15 protein-coding genes are annotated in these 19,511 nt (G+C 63.4%); 9 read left to right on the forward strand and 6 right to left on the reverse strand.

The features are described 5' to 3' along the window. The first annotated feature begins 8 nt into the window (after nucleotides 1-8). Both BM145_RS10390 and BM145_RS10395 read left to right on the forward strand, forming a co-directional pair. Nucleotides 9-1,307 (forward strand): DNA sulfur modification protein DndB, encoded by a 1,299-nt coding sequence (locus BM145_RS10390; RefSeq protein WP_093333571.1) that lies wholly within the window; start codon nucleotides 9-11, stop codon nucleotides 1,305-1,307. A 44-nt stretch (nucleotides 1,308-1,351) separates the two neighbouring features. Further along, nucleotides 1,352-1,750 (forward strand): hypothetical protein, encoded by a 399-nt coding sequence (locus tag BM145_RS10395; RefSeq protein ID WP_093333572.1) that lies wholly within the window; start codon nucleotides 1,352-1,354, stop codon nucleotides 1,748-1,750. Here the strand turns inward: BM145_RS10395 and BM145_RS10400 are convergent. Next, the gene (locus BM145_RS10400; RefSeq protein ID WP_218149644.1) at nucleotides 1,700-2,848 is read right to left on the reverse strand and encodes a cysteine desulfurase family protein; all 1,149 of its coding nucleotides are present in this window, start codon (nucleotides 2,846-2,848) and stop codon (nucleotides 1,700-1,702) included. The genes BM145_RS10395 and BM145_RS10400 overlap by 51 nt on opposite strands. Before the next feature lie 119 nt (nucleotides 2,849-2,967). Between BM145_RS10400 and BM145_RS10405 the strand changes: the two genes are divergently transcribed. Genes BM145_RS10405 through BM145_RS10430 form a run of 6 tightly spaced genes read left to right on the forward strand, consistent with a single transcriptional unit; the run spans nucleotide 2,968 to nucleotide 10,250 of the window. Further along, nucleotides 2,968-3,969, forward strand: coding sequence for a DUF4007 family protein (locus BM145_RS10405; protein WP_177200159.1), 1,002 nt, complete (start codon nucleotides 2,968-2,970; stop codon nucleotides 3,967-3,969). Further along, nucleotides 3,966-7,394: a hypothetical protein gene (locus tag BM145_RS10410; RefSeq protein ID WP_093333575.1), complete on the forward strand. Its 3,429-nt coding sequence runs from the start codon at nucleotides 3,966-3,968 to the stop codon at nucleotides 7,392-7,394. Before BM145_RS10405 ends, BM145_RS10410 begins: the two co-directional genes overlap by 4 nt. Further along, complete coding sequence (locus tag BM145_RS10415; protein WP_218149645.1) at nucleotides 7,391-8,230, forward strand: phosphoadenosine phosphosulfate reductase family protein; 840 nt, start codon at nucleotides 7,391-7,393, stop codon at nucleotides 8,228-8,230. The genes BM145_RS10410 and BM145_RS10415 overlap by 4 nt, the downstream gene beginning before the upstream one ends. A 12-nt stretch (nucleotides 8,231-8,242) precedes the next feature. Further along, the gene (locus BM145_RS10420) at nucleotides 8,243-9,169 is read left to right on the forward strand and encodes a protein NO VEIN domain-containing protein (RefSeq protein WP_143090157.1); all 927 of its coding nucleotides are present in this window, start codon (nucleotides 8,243-8,245) and stop codon (nucleotides 9,167-9,169) included. Continuing rightward, the gene (locus BM145_RS10425; protein WP_093333577.1) at nucleotides 9,166-9,609 is read left to right on the forward strand and encodes a hypothetical protein; all 444 of its coding nucleotides are present in this window, start codon (nucleotides 9,166-9,168) and stop codon (nucleotides 9,607-9,609) included. The genes BM145_RS10420 and BM145_RS10425 overlap by 4 nt, the downstream gene beginning before the upstream one ends. A 2-nt stretch (nucleotides 9,610-9,611) precedes the next feature. Further along, a complete protein-coding gene (locus BM145_RS10430; protein WP_093333578.1) occupies nucleotides 9,612-10,250 on the forward strand; it encodes a class I SAM-dependent methyltransferase in 639 nt (212 codons plus the stop codon). 10 nt (nucleotides 10,251-10,260) lie between these two features. On the opposite strand, the gene BM145_RS10435 is transcribed toward BM145_RS10430, so the two are convergent. The 4 genes from BM145_RS10435 to BM145_RS10450 form a co-directional block, all read right to left on the reverse strand. Continuing rightward, the gene (locus BM145_RS10435; protein ID WP_093333579.1) at nucleotides 10,261-12,555 is read right to left on the reverse strand and encodes a ParB N-terminal domain-containing protein; all 2,295 of its coding nucleotides are present in this window, start codon (nucleotides 12,553-12,555) and stop codon (nucleotides 10,261-10,263) included. A 3-nt stretch (nucleotides 12,556-12,558) separates the two neighbouring features. Further along, nucleotides 12,559-13,200: a hypothetical protein gene (locus tag BM145_RS10440; protein WP_093333580.1), complete on the reverse strand. Its 642-nt coding sequence runs from the start codon at nucleotides 13,198-13,200 to the stop codon at nucleotides 12,559-12,561. A gap of 407 nt (nucleotides 13,201-13,607) precedes the next feature. Then, nucleotides 13,608-15,179 (reverse strand): hypothetical protein, encoded by a 1,572-nt coding sequence (locus BM145_RS10445; protein WP_093333581.1) that lies wholly within the window; start codon nucleotides 15,177-15,179, stop codon nucleotides 13,608-13,610. Beyond that, on the reverse strand, nucleotides 15,176-18,142 hold the full coding sequence (locus BM145_RS10450) for an AAA family ATPase (RefSeq protein ID WP_093333582.1): 2,967 nt from the start codon (nucleotides 18,140-18,142) through the stop codon (nucleotides 15,176-15,178). Before BM145_RS10450 ends, BM145_RS10445 begins: the two co-directional genes overlap by 4 nt. A 227-nt stretch (nucleotides 18,143-18,369) precedes the next feature. On the opposite strand from BM145_RS10450, the gene BM145_RS16065 reads away from it, so the two are divergent. Then, nucleotides 18,370-18,522, forward strand: coding sequence for a hypothetical protein (locus BM145_RS16065; protein ID WP_177200160.1), 153 nt, complete (start codon nucleotides 18,370-18,372; stop codon nucleotides 18,520-18,522). Between the two features lie 65 nt (nucleotides 18,523-18,587). On the opposite strand, the gene BM145_RS10455 is transcribed toward BM145_RS16065, so the two are convergent. After that, a complete protein-coding gene (locus tag BM145_RS10455) occupies nucleotides 18,588-19,508 on the reverse strand; it encodes an EthD domain-containing protein (RefSeq protein ID WP_093333583.1) in 921 nt (306 codons plus the stop codon). Nucleotides 19,509-19,511 lie beyond the last annotated feature (3 nt).

Below are 19,511 nucleotides of genomic sequence, written 5' to 3' on the forward strand. Positions count from 1 at the left end.
GAAGACTCATGGCCCTGCTCATCCCAGCCATCAAAGGCCGTATCGGCAACACCGAGTATTTCGAAACCACCATGCGCGTGCGCGACCTGGTGCAGGCCGTGCGCCGGCCGAGCGAACTCGACGAGTGGGCGAACTTCTCAATCGAGGAGCGCATGCAGCGCGAGCTCGACGACAAGCGCGTCCGCGAACAGATTGTCCCTTACCTGACCCGCAACGAGGACCGCTTCTTCGGCTCGATCATCGTGCTGGTCTATAACGGCGAGGTCCTGTTCGAGACCATCGCCGACTTAAAAATCAGTGTGCCTGGCGCCTACAAGGCGAACGCGCATCGCATCGGCTTCGTCACCATCGACGGTGGCAGTTTGATCGTACTCGATGGCCAGCACCGCCTTGCGGCCCTGAAGAGCGTCTACGAACCCAAGCAGGACGGCGTCGTGTACGGTCCCTATGTCAAGGACATCCCTGACGACGAGGTCTGCGTCATCTTCCTCAAGCACGAGGATCCGGTGAAGACGCGGCGCATCTTCAACACCGTCAACCGCTACGCGAAGCAGACGAGCCGCGGCGATAACATCATCACGAGCGAGGACGACGGCTACGCCATCGTGACCCGCCGGCTGCTTCGCGACGATGAACCGCTCGGTAATCGGCTAGTGAACGGCAAGCCCTTCGAAGTCGTCAACTGGAAGAGCAACACGTTGACGACCCGCAGCCGCCAGCTGACGACGATCAGTGCGGTCTACGAGAGCGCGTCGCTCATCCTCGGCAACAGCTTCTATCAGCCGCAGACGCGGCCAGACGATCTAAAGCTCGACGAGGGCGCCGAGCGTGTCGGCGCCGTTTGGCAGGCGATGCTCGAGGGGCTGAAGCCGTATCAGGATGCTCTCGCCAACCCGGAGAGCATACCCGCGATGCGGGACGAGAATGCGCCGCACGCGCTGCTGTTCAAGCCGGCTGCGCAGATCGCGCTTCTTCGTGGACTACTGAACGCCACCACCGGTGATCGCATGACTCTGGCCGAAGCCGTCAAGCGCGCCAACGCGATCGACTGGCGCATGCAGGCGCCAATGTGGGAGGGTGTCATCATGAAGGCGAGCGGGGCGATCGATGCAGGTCAGGAAGCCCGCAATCGCGCTGGCAGCCTGATCAACTGGCTGATCGCGGCTGACGTGATGCCGAAGGAGGAGCGCGAGGCGATCCGCCGGACCTACAACCAGGCCTTCGGCATCGATGTGAATGATGCCGAGCAGGCAAAGGCAGCGCGCGAGCTGCCAGAGCCTGTGGCCGGCGCGAAGCTCGCCGCCTGACACCCGTCCGGGGCGTGCCGAACGCGCCCCGGTTTCCCCCACGCTTGGAGCTGAACACGATGAGCGCTTCTCAAAAACTCTTCCTGATGGTCGACGAGCCGCACAGCTACGCGCAGCTCGTAAGCGGGCCTGATGCGTTCGCCGCCGTTGAAGGCCATTACACCACGCTCGACGCCTGGTGTTCGCCGTCGCCCGACGCCGACATTAGCGAGGAGTTCCTGCTCTTCCTCTATGAAGTTCCCGCTCACTTGGCGGACGATCTGAGCGAGCGTTTCGAAGATCTTGACGGGGACGAACTGGCCAATCAAGTCTCTGTATTCACCCGCGAAAACCCGAGCGTTGCGCCCGTCGAGGTCAACGTCACCTACACCGCCGTCGAGGGTGCGAAAGCGTCAAAGCTGCCCGCTTTCCCGGACCTCTTCAGCGGCCGCCGCGAGGACTGAGGCCGCTGCGGTCACCTCCTCCTCGCGTGTCAGGCGACCGAGGCTGAGGCGGATGGATTCGGCGGCTTGGGTCCCGCTCAGGCCCATCGCGATCAGCACGTGCGACGGTTCGGTCGTGCCCGAGGTGCAGGCCGATCCAGTGGCGGCGGCGAGCTTGGGGCGAGCCGCAGCGAGCAGAAGCTCGGCATCGATCCCTGGGACACGGATGTTCAAGTTCCCCGGGTGCCGCCCGATCAGCGTTCCATTGACTTCCAGATTCGGGATCGCGGCGCGGAGCTGTTCCAACAGCCGGTCGCGAAGACAATGCGTTCGCTCGATCTCGGCTTCGCGCTCGTCCGACAGGATTTGGCAGGCGGCGCCGAAACCGACGCACAAGGGTGTGGGCAAGGTGCCGGGCCGCAGACCGTCTTCCTGACCGCCGCCAAACATGATCGATCGCAGCTGCGGTCGCCGTTCTCGACGCACATAGAGCGCGCCAATGCCTTTTGGCCCATAGGCCTTGTGCGCCGATAAGGAGAGAAAATCGACGTTCCAGCGATCCACGTCGATGCCCTTGACCGCGAGGGCCTGCGCGGCGTCTGAGTGGAACAGCGCGCCGGCGGCGCGGCAGAGCTCACCGACCTGCGTCACCGGCTGTGCAACCCCGGTCTCGTTGTTCACGGCCATGACCGACACTATCGCCGTGTCCTGTCCGATCAGCCGGGCAAGTTCGCCGAGGTCGATCGTGCCGTCGGCGAGCACAGGCGCGACGCGCAGCGTGAACCCGTCGTCCATAAGGGCGCGGCCGACAGCGAGTACGCATTTATGCTCGATCGCGGAGACGACGATCTCGCGGCGAGACGACGGAGCCCCGCGCATGGCACCGAGCAGCGCAAGATTGTTGGCTTCGGTCGCGCCGGAGGTAAAGATCACCTCATCCGAATCGGCGCCGATCAGGGTAGCAACCTGATCACGCGCCCGGTTGATCGCCGCGTCTGCGTCCCAACCATAGGCATGGTCTGCGGCATGTGGGTTACCAAGGCCGGCCGCGCCTTCGAAGAAGGGGCGCATCACGGCGAAGACCCGCGGATCAAGCGGAGTGGACGCCTGATAGTCCATGTAGACGCCGTGCGTCCCTCCACTCATCGCACTCTCCACCGCTCGTCTGAACTCGCCACTGGCGCATACCGCCAGTCCCCGCTATGATCCACTGGTGTTATTCACCAGTAAGGCCTTTTATGGCACGCAGTCTACTCGATGATGGTCGATTCCGCCTGCAGTTCGCAGGTCATGAAACATTTCCGCTGCGCTACGGCTGGTTGAAGAAGTCCTTTGATGCGGTTGTGGCCGCAGAAGCGGCCGGTCAGATAGATACCCGCTCTATCTTTACAGATGATGCGGCGATTGCGAACTTCGGCGTCGGCAAGAACATGGTTACGTCGATGCGACATTGGTCGCTCGCGTCTGGAATTTTGCAGATAAGTAACGATGACGACCTGTCGTCCTCTGGTGGGCAATTTCAGCCGACAGCGCTCGGCCGACTACTATTTGGCGACTCGGGCGACCCCTATCTGGAGCGCCCGGCATCGCTTTGGCTGCTCCATTGGCATTTGGCCGCCACGCCCGGTCGGGCGACGACATGGTATTGGGCGTTTAACGAATTGAACGAGCCTACGTTCACGCGAGACGTCGTGCGAACCCGGCTCGGCCGCCGCTGCAATGAGCTTCGCGACGATGGTCGGCTCAAGACGTCGCGCATCACCGAATCGACGCTGAAGAGCGATGTCCTGTGTTTCATTCGAACCTACGCTGTGAAGTCTGACGGCCGGTCTACGCAAGAGGACGCCCTAGAATGTCCGCTGACCGAGCTTGGGCTCGTGCAATCGGTCGACATCGGCTCGGCGTTCCAGTTCCGGCGCGGACCGAAGTCGACCCTACCCGACGAGGTGTTCCTCTATGGCCTGCTCCGGTTCTGGCGAGGCCTGTACCCGACACGTCGCGAGTTCACCGTCGAGGCCGTGACCCATGAACCGGGCTCGCCGGGCCGGGTCTTCCTCTTGGATGAAGAGACCGTCGCCGAGCGGCTCGCGCGCCTGTCTGACCTAACGCGCGGCGCGGTGCGCTGGGATGAGTCGACCGGGATGCGGCAGGTTTATGCCGCTGACGTGATGACGCTCGAGCCGTTGGCCTTCGTCGAGCGGCTGTATCGCCGCGCTCGCCCGGAGGCGAAAGCGGCATGACGAAGACCCTTGATAGCCTCGTCCATGTCCGGCGGCGGTTCCAGCGTTCGATCCGGGTCGACACCGATATTGGCGCTGCAGCCCTCGAAGGGTTTGTGTGCCCGCAGAGCGTGGGCGAGTCGCTGCTATCGATGGCGCGTCAGATTGAGGAGACAGGTCAGGGCGCCTTCACTTGGACGGGGCCGTACGGCTGCGGCAAGTCCAGTTTGGCGGTGGCCGTAGCGGCCTTGCTTTGCGAGCCGTCTCTCAAGATGCAGGCGCGTGCCGCGCTAGGGCGGGACGTCGCCAGTGCCTTGGAACGGCAACTCGATCCGGAAGCGCTCGGATGGACGGTGTTGCCGGTTGTTGGCAGCCGAGCCGACGCGGCCAAGATGGTCGGTACGGCGCTTGATCAAGCGCTGGCGATCAAGCGGACGCGTGGTCGCCCGAGTAAGGCCGAGGCCGATGTAATCTCGCGCCTGCTCGAGACAGCGAATCGGCCCGGGAGCGCAGGAACGTTGCTTGTCATCGACGAAATGGGCAAGTTCCTGGAGGAGGCGGCCTACGGCGCCGCGGACGTCTACTTTTTCCAGCAGCTCGCCGAAGCGGCCAACCGCAGCCAAGGACGGCTGATCGTGGTCGGTGTGCTGCACCAAGCCTTCGACGACTATGCCCATCGGCTCGGCCGCGAGATTCGCGACGAGTGGCTGAAGATTCAGGGCCGCTTCGCTGACGTTCCGATCAACGTCGCGGGTGAGGAGCAGGTCGAGCTTATCGCCCGCGCTATCGAGGCGGAGAGCGGGCCTAGGACGAGTGCAGCGCAGGCGGAGGCGATTGCTGAGGCGATTCGAGCACAGCGTCCAGCGACCGCCGCCGATCTCGGCGAGCGTCTTCATCAATGCTGGCCCTTGCACCCGGTCGTAGCGACCCTCCTTGGCCCGCTATCGCGACGGCGGTTCGGGCAGAATCAGAGAAGCGTCTTCGGCTTCTTGAACTCTGCCGAGCCGTTCGGCTTCCAAGAGTATTTGAAGTCCGAGCCGGTGCTCGACGCGGCCGCCTACGGATCGACCCATCTTTGGGATTACCTCCGGGCAAATTTGGAGCCGTCGATCCTTGCCTCGCCGGACGGCCATCGCTGGTCGCTCGCTGTCGACGCAGTCGAGCGGAGCGAAGGGCGCGGGGCTGAGCCTGACCATATAGCGATCGTGAAAGCGGTCGCGCTGATCGACATGTTCAAGGAACGATCCGGGCTGCTGGCTAGCGGCGCGGTCCTCGCGGAGGCGCTGCCGGACATCGAAGCCGGCCGACTGGAGCGATGCCTCGACGATCTGCAGACCTGGTCGGTCGTCCTTTACCGACGCCATGCCGGCGCGTTCGCGATCTATGCTGGAAGCGACTTCGACATTGATGCGGCGGTCGCCGAGGTACGCACACGGCTGCCAGTGATTGACCTGGCGCGCCTGCGCACTCTGGCGCTGCTGCAGCCGGTGCTTGCAAAGCGGCACTACCATGTAACGGGTGCGTTGCGGTGGTTCGAAGTCGATATTGCGGCCCTCGCGGATGGCGCTGAGCGCGTGCGACAGTTTCGCCCGCAGTCCGGCGCGACCGGCCTGTTTCTGCTTCTCATCGGGACCGAGGCCGAGACGGACGCCAAGGCCAAGAAGCTCTGGAAGGCCGCGGCGGGTGCGGCTGAACGCTGGCCAGCTGCCGTCGGGTGGACCCGTGATAGCTTCATGATCCGCGAACTTGCAGCGGAGCTGCTGGCGCTGGAAGCGGTGCGTGCTGAGCGGTCGGAACTGCAAGGCGACGCCGTTGCTCGCCGCGAGGTGTCCGCTCGCATCGCCCGCCTCGCGGCCGAGGTCGAGGATCGGCTCAACCAGGCGTTCGATGGTGCGCAATGGGCGTGGCAGGATCTTCAGTCCGAAGAGCTTGTCACCTCCGAAGGCGGGGCGACGCTCAACGCCATCGCCTCAGATCTGGCAGACCAGCGTTACAAGCTCGGGCCCAAGCTCAAGAACGAGCTTCTAAACCGCATCAAACCCTCGTCCAATGCCATCGCCGCGCAGAAGGAGTTGCTCAAGGCGATGGTAGAGCGCTGGCAGGCGCCGCGCCTTGGCATCGAAGGGTACCCCGCGTCACGCGGACTCTACGACTCGCTCCTGGAAGCGACCGGGCTCCATCAGGTCTCCACAGACGATCCCACTCGGTACGTGTTCGGCGATCCGTTAGCGGGCGGCGACTACAATCTCGCACCGCTGTGGGCGGCGGCAGAGACGCTGTTCCAAGACGCCGGCGCATTGGGCGCGGACCTCTCGACGCTCTATGCCGGGTGGCGCAAGCCCCCCTACGGCGTGCGCGACGGCCTGCTGCCCGTGCTTGCGATCGCGTATCTGATGTCGCGCGCCGGACGCCTCGCCGTTTATCTCGACGGCGCGTTTCAGCCTCGTATCGGGTCAATTTTGATCGACCGGCTCGCACAGGACCCGGCAAGCGTGCGCCTTCGCTGGACTGAAGCAAGCGACTTCCATGTCCGCGTGCTCTCCGGCGTGGCGGAACTCGTGGCCGATTTCGGTGCGATCCCGGCCGGCCAGACGCATCCCGAGCCGATCGATGTCGCCCGTGGGCTGGTCGGCCTGGTGCTCGAGCTACCGGCCTGGGTTCTCCGGACGGGCAGGCTGTCGCCGGTCGCGACGAAGGTCCGGAACCTCGCAAAGCTTGCGAGCGACCCGAACAAGTTCTTGCTGGACGACCTACCCTCCATATTCGGCGCTGACGATCGGACCGCCGAAGAGGCTGTCACCGTGGTCGGGTCGCTACAGGACGGTCTGCGAGAGCTAGTCGGCGCTTATCCGCTGCTGCTGCGCGAGCTCGAAGCGGTGCTGTTGCGCGAACTGCGGCTGGGAGAGCTGACCGAGAAGGTCCGCGCTGACCTACAAGCGCGAGCTGCCGCCGTTCGGGGCCTGACGGGCAACTACCGGTTGGATGCATTCGCGACCCGCCTTCAGACTTACAGCAGCGAACTGGAAGAAATCGAGGGCTTCGCGAGCTTGGCCGCGAATAAGCCGCCCCGGGATTGGGTCGATCGCGACATCGATCATGCGCGGGTCGAGATTGCCGCGCTTGCGCAGGAGTTCGTCCGCGCCGAGGCTTTCGCGCATGTGAAAGGTCGCGAGGACGGCCGGGTGCGGATGGCAATCTTCATCAGCGACCCGAGCCGCCCGTCTCCACTCCGTCCCGACTTCGACATCACTTCAGGGCAGCAGCGCGAAGTGCGCGAGTTGGCAGGGCAGCTTGAGAGCCTGCTTGAGACCGCCGGGGCCAGCCGGGACGTGGCGCTGGCCGCCCTAGCGGAGCTTGGAGCGCGGTTGAGCGAGCCTGACCCGCAGCCGGCTCTGCCGCTGGAGGTTCCGATGGCAGCCGGGAAACGGAAGGGAGCGATGCGATGAGCGAAGTGAAGGTCCGGCACGTTCTCGGCCTGTCCGGCGGACGCGACAGCGCCGCCTTAGCGGTCTTCATGCGCCAGCATCACCCCGAGATCGAGTTGGAGTACTTCTTCACCGACACGGGCAAGGAGCTGCCCGAAGTTTACGAGTATCTCGTCTCGCTCGAAGGCTTCCTCGGCAAGCCGATCCAGCGGCTCAATCCCGACCGCACGTTCGACTTCTGGCTGACGCAATACAAGAGCTTTTTACCGTCGCCGAAAACGCGTTGGTGCACGCGTCAGCTCAAGATCCGTCCTTTCGAGCAATGGCTGCGACCAGACCTGGAGGCCGGTGTCACGATCGTCAGCTACGTGGCGATCCGGGGCGATGAGGACTACCGCGAAGGCTATGCATCGACCCATCCCAACCTGTCGGTGCGGCTGCCGTTTCGTGAGGAGGGGATCGACAAGGAGGGCGTCATCGAGATCCTAGAGGCCTCTGGGGTCGGTCTGCCGAACTACTATCGGTGGCGGTCGCGCAGCGGATGCACGTTCTGCTTCTTCCAGCAGAAGATCGAATGGGTGCGGTTGATGGACGAGCACCCCGAGGCCTTCGAAGAAGCAAAGGCTTACGAGAAGAATGCGGTCGAGCATGGCTCGCCGTTCACCTGGAGCCAGGGCGAGAGCCTCGACGCGCTGAGCCGTCCTGAGCGGATCGCTCAGATCCGCGAGGATCATGAACGGCGCGTCGCGCGCCTTCGCGAGCGGCAGCCGATCAATCCGCTCCGGGCAGAGCCCGAGCCGCTCGATATCGATGTGGTCTACGGGTCGTCGAAGGTCTGCCTGGCTTGCCATAAATAGGAGCGAGCGCGCGTGAGCGATGTCAGTCCTTGGGATGATCTAGTCACATCAGTGCGGGCGCGCCGGTCCCGGGACGCACCATTCTTCAAGCCGGCTTGCCTGATCGCCGTCGTTGATCTGATCGGCGAGGGCGTCATCGACCCAGCCGCCATGGACGCGGAGCGGATTGTCGAACGTGTCGATAAGCTGATTGAGAGCGTGCACACGGGTCGCCCCGACATGCGGTGGCGTCCAGTCTGGCACCTGTCCAACGACAGGGCCTGGGTCTTTACCAAGAGTGGACGCCAAATCGGGCCCGAGGACTTCGAGCCTGCGCGCAAGCCTGACAGTTTGCGGGAATGGCGGGCGAGTTTCGACCACCTAGCGGTCCCGGCGGACATGCTGGAGCGTTGGCGATCGCCGATGCATCGTGCGACCCTGCGCCGGGCTGCGCTTGCGATGCTGGAAACGGGCGACGCCGCATGCCGGAGCTTGGCCTTGGACCTGGCCGATGGGGTCACGGCGAGCACCGAGGCTGAGCAGCCTTCCCACGGCGGGCAAGGCTTTTCGGCGGACAGCGTCGTGCGGCGCGCCATCGAACTCCACGCGATGGAGCTGACCCGAGCGTGGCTCGAGGAGAAGGGCTGGACAGTCGATGACCGCTCGGCTTCGGAAAGCTACGATTTCCTATGCAAGCGTGATGGTGCGACCTTGTTTGTCGAGGTGAAGGGCACCACGGGGGACGGCCGCCTCATCCAACTCACCCGCCTTGAGGCGGAGTTCGCACTCGCTCATCAAGCCGACATGGCTCTGGCGGTCGTCGCGGGCATCCGAGTCACGCGCACTGAGCGGAAGATTAAAGCTTCTGGCGGCGTGCTTTTGGTGCGGCAGCCTTGGGCGCCTGCGCTCGGCAGCCTCCGGCCGATCAGCTATACCTGCCAGCTGGAGGGCGTCGCATGAGCAGCGAGGCTTCAAGCGAAGATGCGGCTCGGAAGGAAGTCTTCGACCGAGACAAGGTCTGCTACGAGCAGAACTTCCAACAATTTCGGGCCATGAACCAGATCATGTGGCAGGTGCCTTTGCTGGCGATCACGATTACCGGAGGCCTTTGGTACGCGGCGTTGAACGTGACCAGCGTGCTGGACTTCAAGCGTCCCATTTTCTTGCTCGCGTTCGTCTTGGACGCCGCGCTGATCGCGGTGCTCTGGCGCGTTCGCCACGTTATGTCGGCCTACATGGTGCAAATCGAGCGCTTCAACCCAGGATCGTTCGTGAAGGCCTCTGGGCGCGGCTTGTTCAACTGGCCCTACACGGTCGTGACGGCTTTCAGCGTTGCATTGGCGATCGCTGCCATTGGCTCGTTGATCGGCTTCCTCAACATCAACTGGCTGCGAGTCTGAGCATGACCGGAGCCGCGAGCGCCCGGACGCGCGTGCCACAATCGCAGCGATCGGTTTCCGTCTATGATGGCTCCGCCGAGCGCATGGCGGACTTGTATGAGTTGACCTCGTTCGACCAGGTGCATGTCGACATTCTGGACCTTCTGCCGGAGCCCGGCACGGCGGTCCTCGACATCGGGGCTGGTTCTGGACGTGATGCGGCGGCTCTCGCCGATCGTGGGTATCTGGTGACTGCTGTCGAGCCGTCGGCGGGGCTCCGGCGCGAAGCGGCGGTGCGGCATCCCACAGCGAGCGTGCAGTGGATCGACGACGCTCTGCCGAAGCTCTCGAGGTTACCCGGGCGTGCGTTCGCGTTCATTCTGGTGTCGGCGGTGTGGATGCATCTTGCCCCAAGAGACCGCACGCCGGCGATCCGCCGTCTGACGCAGCTCCTCGACCCCGGCCGGCATCTCGCAATCTCTATCCGTATCGGACCCGCCGATCCCGCCCGATCAATCAGGCAGGTCGACATTCAGGCTCTGGAGGCCGACGCTCGGGCGGCGGGTCTCAAGCCGGTGCGGAGCCTAGAAAGCGGCGACGCGCTTGGGCGCGCCACCGTTCGGTGGCGCACCTTAGTGTTTCGCGCTCCGGGCCAGGCCTAACGCAACCGCCTCAGGCGACCTGATCGTCCTCCATTTCGGGATCCGCTTCCGTCGAGGCGGTGGCTGGCACTTGCGACAGGGCCTCGCGCATGGCTCTCCGATCCAGAGCGTCGGCGCCGATGTTTTTAATAAGGCCCGAGTAGGTGTCGAACGCTTGGCCAAAGATGGCCTTACGCTCATCCTTGGACAACTCGTCCTTTGCCTTCTGAGTCTCGCGACAAAATGCTGTTTCATAATGATCGTGAAGGGCAGCGAAGACTTCCGCGCGGCACTCGGATCGCTCTTCGGCCACGATCGACTGCAGGCCCGGATGCGTCGGGTGCCAGATCTCGAGGAGAAGGTAGCGATACTTCGGCCACTGGTCAGGCTGCATCTCAGCCCGGTAAACAACGCTCCGGAACGTTTGGTTGCTCGGGCGGACCGCCCAGACCTCCTTGTCGTCCGCTACCTCCCCGATGAAGACACGGATCAGTCGCTTGAGCTGCGTGGGCGACCGCGGCACGAAAAACTGATTTAGCTGCGTCACGTACTCGTCAAACGCCTGGTCACGGTCGATCGGCGGTTGATCCCCAAAGTCGCCTTTCTTGAGCTTACGCTCGGCCTTTTCGACCAGTCCGAGGAAGCCGCAGACGAGCGCGGTTTGGAAGGCGACCGTAGTGAAGAGTTCGTCGTACAGGCGGTTGCACCAATCCACCATCTTCGGGTGGATCGCGCCGTCTTCGCCGCGCACAAGTTTTTTGTCGGAGAGGTCACCGAACAAGCGAGCGGCGCGATCCCGCCGAAGCCGAGTCACAGTGTCCTCTATGCGCGTCGCGGTTGCGTCGAGACGCCGCGAGCTCGCCTCGATCTCTGGAACGTCGGTTCGGAAATAGCCGTTCCTCAGCCGCTGTCGGAGGCTTGTCCGGTGAGCCTCAAACACGCGGCCGATCCCCTGTCCCTCGAGCAGGATGGGTTTGAGTTGCCGGTCCTGTTCCCGCTCTAGCTGCTCACCCATCTCGATGACGGCGCGGTTGTGGCGATCGAATGGGGCGAAGCGTTCCAATGCGCCGATCACATAGGTGCCGTAGCGGCTGTCGAACTGGGTCGCTAGCTTCTCGGCCGCGGCGGCAGTGAAGAGATCCCGGCGGATTGTGTCAGCCGTTCCGGCGCCGAGCAGGTTGCGTCCATCTAGCCTTGCAAGGAGATCGTCGAGCCGCGTGCGGTTGTAGAATGTGCCTGCGCGAGGTTTGACGCCCCGTACGGTGCCCCCGTTGTCGAGCATCATATGCTCCGTCATGTAGTAGATATGGGGCACGCCAGTGATGGCCACCGGTGTCTGGATCTTCTGTCGGCTGCCTTCCTGGTCGAGCTCGACGTTGGCGATGCGCAGCGCGTGCGGCGAGCGGGCGTCGCGTTCCTTTATGTGGGACAGCGTGCGACGCATTAAGAAGCTGATAAGGTCATTGTCATCAAGCAGCTTGTTGCGGGCGTCTGAGACCTGTCGCGCCGTCTTGTTCAAGGTCAGGAAGATCGAGCGCGCAGCTTTTTTCATGTCGAAGTCGCCGGTGTAGACGGTGTCGAGCTCGGGGATCGTGCAGAGCAGGACGGGCAGGTTGATCTCATTGAGGTTGAACCGCTCGATGTAGTTCTTGGTCCAGGCCGAGTAATATTCCTTAAAGGGGGCGCGGCGCTCGTCGGACCATTGGTCCTTCAAATTTCGGTAGATCGCGAGCAGCGCCATGGCCCGGTGCTGGCCGTCGACGATTACCAGTCGCGTGCGGTGGGTGTTGAGCTTCAGGCGGACTAGGTCGCTTGTGAGAGGCCGTCCGTCGTCGATAGGCTGCTCGAATTGGAAAACTTCGCTGCCGACACTTCCCGATCGCGTCGACAAAACCGGATGCTCCCGATCCCCCTCCGGTTCGAGTGTCTCGACCGAGACTTCAGGATAGAAGCTTTCTGGCTGTGTGCGCCCTTCGCGGATCGGCATGACCACGATTACAATCGGCGGGAAGAGCTTGATCATGTCCTTCGATTGCTCATCGAGCAGATAGGGCACCAGCTCAGCCGAGACGCGCGCGTCGTCGATGTCGCGCTGCATAATCTCGTCGAAGTCAAGGGTCTGGAAGTCGAAGATTTCACGAACCGGAGCAAGGGCGCTCAGCAGCTTGTCGTTCGACGAGGTAGAGAAGTTCAGCCCAACATGAGTGAGAAGATACTTTACCTCCAGCGACCGCGAGCCCCCGCTCCCGGCGCCCACGCGAAACGAGCCAACCGTTCCTTCGAGAGTAAGGTCTAGGGCGGTCTCTCGACGCAGGCGTAGCGCCATACTTCAGTTCCTTCCAAGAAGGGGATAATGGATACGATTCAGGATATTCTCTATGTCGACGTATGTCCCGGGCGGCCCAGCGATCACAGTCGCTACTACAAATAATCGGGACGGCGGGATACTCCGCGCCCGTACTTCCTTCGCGAAGCTGTGATCGCGCTGATCCTCTTCGGAGGCGCCGGGATCGGGGAGCTCGCCGTATTTCTCGATGAGCGCCTTGTGCTGGCCCAGTCGGGTGCGCAGTCGCTCCGACATGCCGATGTAGATCGGAGAAGCAGAATTCGGAGCTGAGGCTTCGAGGACGGTTCGTATCGTCGCGAGGCGAGCGGGCTCCTCGACGATCCGTTCCAACAGCGACTCGGAGAGGGTCGGGCGGTGCTCGATCTGGCCTTCGTAGCGGGGCTTGAGCGGCCCGCGAAGCTGGGCCGAATAGGGTTGCTCACGGAAGTAGCGGAAGACCGTCTCGTCGAGGAAATCTCGAACAGCGTCTTTAGCGGCGGAGGTCCCTCGGCCCGCTTTCAGCTCAAGAATGTCCGACGTGATCCGGTCGAGATCGAAGGCGGTGATCTCCGGAGTGTAGTACCAAGCGTATACGCCTGGCGCGAACGGCACGTCGCCGATGTCATGCCAGTTGTAAATCGCCATCGAGTGTCACAACGCCTTTCGCCATATGCGACCGAGGTCGCTGCGAGCGGCTAATTCCGCGCAGGTACTCCGTTCAGCCTGACGGTAGCAAGGCCGCAGGCTCGTTGCACCGGTAGAATTTGGATCGTTGCCGTTCCTGAGTCGTGCGTCTGCTGACGCTCGGTTGAGGACACTTTAGCCGTGGCAGCCCCCAACGGCTGTAGCCGGCGTTGGAGGCCGCGCAAATCGCCTCGTAAGATGCAGCCCTTGTCACCACCTCGATGTTGTGAATGTTTCGTCGGTCCCCACTTACGGAACGAATTCCTGATGTCGTGATTGCTGCGCGGGTAGCTTCCGATACCAATGACCTCTGGACGAGCCCGCCTACGCTGGGGAGGCGAGTTCACCCCTCCCTTGAGCTGCTAATCTCACCCCTCGTCTTCAGCAACCATGCGTAACAGGCTCCGCAGGCGACGGCTGGCCTCAGCGTCACCACCAGGCCTAGGGCATAGAAGCATGCAGTCGCTGGCTCCGGGGAGCGTTGCCAGTTCCAACCAATGGTCAGCAGGCGGGGGAAACAGGACGAATCCTCCCATCGGGTGACATCTGACAATCTGGTCCCCAGCGGCCCACCCGATCGTCCTCCTGTAGCGCTCGACCGTGTAAGGCTTGGTATCGTTCTTAGACCGCCTACCGTGGTGGCCCGGACTGGCGAGGCAGGCGTCCCCAACCAGGAGCGACCTGCCGCGTGGCGTAGTGATACGAATGAGGTAGTCGGGCGAGCACTTCTCCTCGGTCCCGACGAAAGGGCGTCCCGCATCCAGTTCCTGATTGTGCGCGACCCATTCCAATGCGGAAATAGCCCGATCATGGGCCGGCGGCAGCTTGCTGTAGTCGACCAAAACCGGTTCAGCCTCGAAATCCAATTCGATCGTGGACGTCCCCTTCTCGAGTCGCCATTGGCAGCGCTCGATCGTCTCCCCGCCCTCGATGGAGCAAGCGCCGGAAAAGCCGAGCGTCCTGAACTCGTTGACTAGCCAGATTGCTCCCCAGAGTTCCCAGAGGTTGTTGAGGAACACCGGAGGGTAGTGCGACCTCGCGGACTCGAACTCGGTCATTGCGTCGGACGGCGACGCCGCGAAGGCTCGCAGGAGCAGCCGCAGCCGGTAATCGCGCTGAAGCAGGGGACCCGGATGGACTTGGACACTAAGTTCTTCAGCGAGCACGAACCCTGCCAGCAAGCTCTTCAACTCGCTCAGGCGAGCCAGCGTCGCACTGAGTCGCCTCGCTTCCCCTTCGATATTCTCCTGTCGCGCGCCCGGGTTTGATCGGGCGGCTCTCGCCGTGGCAGCAGTGAGTGCCACGGCGACTTCCCCGCGATGATCGCTAAGTTGGGTCGCTCTGCGGGCGGCCCATAATGACACCAACGCATTCTCCGGAAGGGGTACGTGCATCCTTGAGCGGGGAGCGAGCTCGACAAACGGCTCACGGCGGATCGAATGTGCGGCGAGCATTTCCTCCCCCACGAGGCGGATCGTCTCGGACGGCATGCTCGGCCGCAGCGCATCGCGCGGACGGCTCCAGGTCCGGTCGGGCCGTTGTGCGAGGACGTCCCACGCCCCGGGGAGACCCAGTTCGGCTTCGACATCCTCGGCCATCGAGACTACGTCACCGTAGCCTAGCAGCGCCGTTGGCACGACGTAGCAGCGAAGCACGCCTCTCGGGTTCTTCAGCTCGGCGGTGAGTTCACCGGCGCGCCGCTTTCTCGCCAGCAACTCGGCCAGATCCCAACGCTGCCATTGGGTCCCATCTTCGCAAGGGTCGGTCAGCTTCGGCAGCTTGGCATCCCCAGCGAGCTGCGCGGGATAACCGCGGGTCAGGATGTCAAGGAACGGCTGATCGTCGCGGATCTGGAACCAGAGGTCAGGGTTCCAATCGTAGACGATGTGGGAGCCGTCCGCCTCCGCAACCCGAACAGCCTCTATGGTCGTCCTCGTCACTGCCACGGCGATACGAAGCCGAGCCGCTCCTGGTGACGGGCGAGCTTGAGGCGATGCCGGGTGCGGGGCAGCTCCTCAAGATTGCCCACCACCTCCTCAAGCGACTTCAAGGCGGGCCTAAGCTGGTCATAGGCGCCAGAAAGCTTAACGAGCACGCGGCTCGCGATGAGGCGATCCACCAAGTCGTCGCGGTTCAGAAGGCCTCTTCCCTGCAGGTCAAGTCGGTGGTGAAGCGCGAGCATGGCCCGCAGATCGTGGAGCACGCGTCGGGAGGGGAGTAGGTCCTGGCGCAGATCATGCCTGTGAACCGCCTCGCTCAACGCACCGAGAACGCTAGCCAGACCTTCGTTCGAGCTGTTGCCCCCGGCTATCGCAGCAGGGAGACCTGGAAGCTGGGGGAGGTCGCCGGCCGAAGAACGGGCGGGCAGCTCATCGGCGTCGTGAGCCACCTGCGAAAGTTCGAGGAGGAAGCAGCGATCGATGACCTTCGGGGAGGGAGGGCGGGAAGAATCGTCGATGTTCATGGTACCGAAAACCCTGCTTGGAGGCAGTGGCTGACCGTCGAAGAGTTCGCCTGCCTCGCTCTCAAGGGAGTGGAACAGGCGCGACATGTAGTATTCGGGTCGCGTCAGGTTAAACTCGTCGAAAAGTATGAGATGAGCCTCCCCCGGTCGGTCCAGAAGAGACTTGAGCCTACCGTCGCGGCCAAAGAGGTGACCGTCGTCCGCCCAGTGCGCCTGAACGGGAACGTCATGGAAACTCTGCCCCGGACGCTTGCCGAGGAGGCGCGCGATAAGCCGCACCAAGCTAGACTTGCCGCACCCTGGTGGCCCGGCCAGTAGCACGACAGGGCGGACTGATAAGGCGAGCAATGCCACGACGATGTCGTCGAAAGCTTCTCGCGGCAGCTCATTCATAACTTCGCGGGTGGCTGCCAGCGCATTCGAAAACTCAGCGTCCGGCACACTCGGACCCCAACCTGTGTTCTGCGTCGAACTCAGCGAAGATGCCGCGTCCGCAGTCGGCAATCCGCTCGAGGGTTCTTCGACGGCGTCCGGGCCTGAAAAGACTGGCGCATCCGCGACGACCGCATGCTCGCCCGGGTGGTCGTCGTCGGTGCCGGTGAGCTCGCTTCGAATTGGTGCCTGGCCCGGATGGCCTAGCACCTCAATGTCCGCAACCACACCATCCATCAGACCGCCCAAGTCGTTCGGCGTGTCAACGTCGCCCAGGAGATTGGACAGCGAGGCACGATCGCCCTCGCGCACGACCCGTTCCAGCTCGCTCGTCGAAATCCAGCCACTTTCCGCGGTGACGGCGACGATCTTGGACATGCCCAGGTCTAGGACCACGTCCTCGGCGGCGTCCACTGCAAGCGCGCCTGAGGGCACTGTGGCGTGGAACGGCTTGGGCGTCGCCTCCTCCCGCGTTCGCAGAGTGCCTACGTCAATCCAGAGGCGGCTCGTTCCAGTGACTTCCGTCGAGGATACTGTCGCGCGCTCTTTGATCGGGTCCCACGCAAGGTCCATTCGACCCGGCGCCCGTTGCACGTGCAGGCTCTGGTGGCCTCGACCCCGACGCGCCTCCACTCCGGCCGACGGTCCGGGAACGAGCCTCGCCTTCAGCTGGTCGCCCTGCGCGAAGGGCGGCAGGCTGCCTATCGGGCGCTTGCCCCCGTCGTCCACGAATGGGTCGTTGGGATCGAGCAGCGTGAAGTGGCGTTCGCGGCTCGTGGGATCCTTGATCCCGAGCAGGAGGGGGTGCTGCAAAGTCGCCTGGAGAGGGGCATCGAAGGTCTCGCTCCGCTGTCCGGCCTGTTCACGGAGGCGCGGCGGCGAGTAATTGTGAAGGATGTGAGCAAGCCCGCCAGCCGCGGCTGCGACGGCGAATGACTCGCCAACACGAAGGACTTGCGGCCGGCGGCCGTCCAGGAACAGGGTCGCCAGCATCGCCTCTTCGAAGCCGGGCAGCATGCTGGTCCCGCCAGCAAGGAGGACCGCGTCGATAAGACGGTGTGAATCGGCCGGTCCTTCAACCTCGCGTTCCTGAAAACGCACCTCGCTGCTGCGACGGGCGGCCTCGGACGAGACCTGATTGTCGTACAGGCGCTCACACAGCTTCTCGAATACCGGGCGCAACTCCATCCAGAGCTCGGTCGACAGCGCTTCGAGCAGGGTACGGTCAATTACGAGCGCCGCGCCGTCCTGGGTACTTTGGACGTCTCCTGAGCTTGCCCGGACCTTCGCGCTCTCGATTTCGCGAAGCGACGAGTCAAGCGTGTCCCGCCCAAGCATCTCGGCAAGCCGCTTGTCGATCCACCGGCCCGCGTGGTCGTCGCTGTCCCCTCGAAGTGCGCGGAGCCGCAGATCGCGCTGGGCGCCCGTGGCGTCGACGCCGACCATTGTCCGGTCGCGCCGACTCACTATGATCGTCATATTCGCGGTCGAAGCGCCGACGTCGACCACCAAGATGACGTTGTTGTGGCCAGCCTCGAGCGAGAGATTGCGTTTCAGTAGCCGAAAGTATTCCGCGACCATCTCAGGCTCGGGCAGGATCACCACGCCTGGGATAGCCGCCTCGACCGCGTCTCTGTACCGGATCCTTGTCTTGTCGTCCGCGATGGAGGGCATGAGCGCGTATTTGCGGCGCGCCTGCATGGCAGCGGGCAGCCTCGCCAACACCTGCCGAAGATACTCTCGGAACACCTCGTCGCGTTCAAGATCTCGGAAGGGCGTGCGCGGATCCGTTTTGTCGTAGATGATTTGCCGCTTGGTCTTTCCATGCAGCATCCAATCCTTGACGTCGTCGATTTGCTCGAACCAGGCGCCTTCGTCTGGGGCGTCGAGCTGCAGCGTCCATTGCTTGCGGTTCGTGATCGAAGGATCAGCGACGACGTAACATCGAGAAGGCTGGAATGGCCGGCCCCCCTCCTGAAGAAGGAAGCGGAAAGCGCCTTCGCTCATCTCAAGCTGCCTTCCGATGCTCGCCTGGCTTCGATCCGATCGGCGCAGCGGGTGCGCAAAACCGTGAGTCAGAGCCACTTCGTCGGCCAGCAGCGCACGGGTATTTCAGCTCAAGAAGCGGAGCAGTATCGCCAAGGATCTCAGGAACAAGTGGCATCTCGCTCCCGATGATGGCCGCTGATGTGAAGTCGGGCAACCCCGAACGTCGTGAATGGTAGCGTCTCGAATTGACCGGCGTCGACACATGGTATGCGCACCGCAAGTCAGTCGGACAATTCGAGCCGAGCGGCGCGCCCGACGCTCGCTTCGCCGTCAGCAGTCACGCGGCGATGAACGAAGGGCAGCTATCGGAAATCGAGAAGGTGCTCCTGAACGTCTGATAATGGGTCTGTTCTGCATAAGGCTCGGCATCGATCCTTCGGGAGTGATGCCGACGCTCTGGCTCCTAATCGAGCGTGCCTGTCAGCATCAGGTGGCGAACATCCTCGGCCGTCTGATTGACCGCTCCCAGCTGCTCGATGAGCTGCGCCGGGCGACTGCCTCTCAGGCCCGCGAGCGTCAGCTCCTTGTCGCGAACATAGGTGTACATGCCGCTGACCGCGAAGGCGGTGACATGGCCGATGTTCTGCTTCTGCCCGTCGATGGTGCCGGAAAAACTGTCGGATGCGAAGAAGAGTCGCCGAACGAGCGGTGTGGCGAAGGTGAGGTCCAGGATTGCCAGGCGCTCGCGTTCGGGCGGCACCGTGTGCATTACGTCCGGCGCAGGCGGGGCGGGATCGGCATTGTCATAAGCCTCGGGCAGATGCAGCCGGACGCGTAACAGCGCCGGGTCGGCGGCCAGCGTCTCTGCGAGCGTGGCCATGAAGGCCGCGAACGCTTCCGGATCCTTGGTGCCCGGCCCGAAATGGACGTGCATCCGGTCAAGCGTGTCATTGCCGTTGGGGCTGGGGTTCGCGATCCGGTCCACCAGCGTCCGCGAGCTTTGCGGGAGCGCATAGGCGACCGTGGCGGCGAACATGTTCTGTTCGTCGGAGAACAGAATCGACGAGGCCTCGTTGAAGACGGCCTGATCGGCGGCGCTGGCAAAGCCGATCTCCACCCCGCCATCGAGCACATAGTCGGGGAAGGGGGTGATCCCGTCCTGGGAGGGCCAGAGGTGCGCATCCTGTTCGCGGTCAAGATGATATTGCACGTACCAGGCCAGCCCGGGCACCCGGGAGCAGAGCGGTCCATGCACGTCGCGCCAATATGCCGCGAACACCTCGTGCGGAACCTGCGGCCGTTTCAGCACGGTCGTGTAGGTGTTGATCGCGATGGCGTCGTCGCGGTTCGCGTAGTTGGCAGCGGGGCGGTCTTTGTAGGTCAAGGC

It is taken from the genome of Sphingomonas rubra (assembly GCF_900115745.1).
Taxonomy (GTDB): domain Bacteria; phylum Pseudomonadota; class Alphaproteobacteria; order Sphingomonadales; family Sphingomonadaceae; genus Sphingomonas; species Sphingomonas rubra.

Excerpts from the sequence above, each read along its gene's own strand:
- BM145_RS10400 (WP_218149644.1), bottom strand. The coding sequence starts at position 2,848 with ATGGACTATCAGGCGTCCACTCCGCTTGATCCGCGGGTCTTCGCCGTG.
- BM145_RS10410 (WP_093333575.1), top strand. The coding sequence starts at position 3,966 with ATGACGAAGACCCTTGATAGCCTCGTCCATGTCCGGCGGCGGTTCCAG.
- BM145_RS10390 (WP_093333571.1), top strand. The coding sequence starts at position 9 with ATGGCCCTGCTCATCCCAGCCATCAAAGGCCGTATCGGCAACACCGAG.
- BM145_RS10440 (WP_093333580.1), bottom strand. The coding sequence starts at position 13,200 with ATGGCGATTTACAACTGGCATGACATCGGCGACGTGCCGTTCGCGCCA.
- BM145_RS10430 (WP_093333578.1), top strand. The coding sequence starts at position 9,612 with ATGACCGGAGCCGCGAGCGCCCGGACGCGCGTGCCACAATCGCAGCGA.
- BM145_RS10415 (WP_218149645.1), top strand. The coding sequence starts at position 7,391 with ATGAGCGAAGTGAAGGTCCGGCACGTTCTCGGCCTGTCCGGCGGACGC.
- BM145_RS10405 (WP_177200159.1), top strand. The coding sequence starts at position 2,968 with ATGGCACGCAGTCTACTCGATGATGGTCGATTCCGCCTGCAGTTCGCA.
- BM145_RS10450 (WP_093333582.1), bottom strand. The coding sequence starts at position 18,142 with ATGAGCGAAGGCGCTTTCCGCTTCCTTCTTCAGGAGGGGGGCCGGCCA.
- BM145_RS10435 (WP_093333579.1), bottom strand. The coding sequence starts at position 12,555 with ATGGCGCTACGCCTGCGTCGAGAGACCGCCCTAGACCTTACTCTCGAA.
- BM145_RS10425 (WP_093333577.1), top strand. The coding sequence starts at position 9,166 with ATGAGCAGCGAGGCTTCAAGCGAAGATGCGGCTCGGAAGGAAGTCTTC.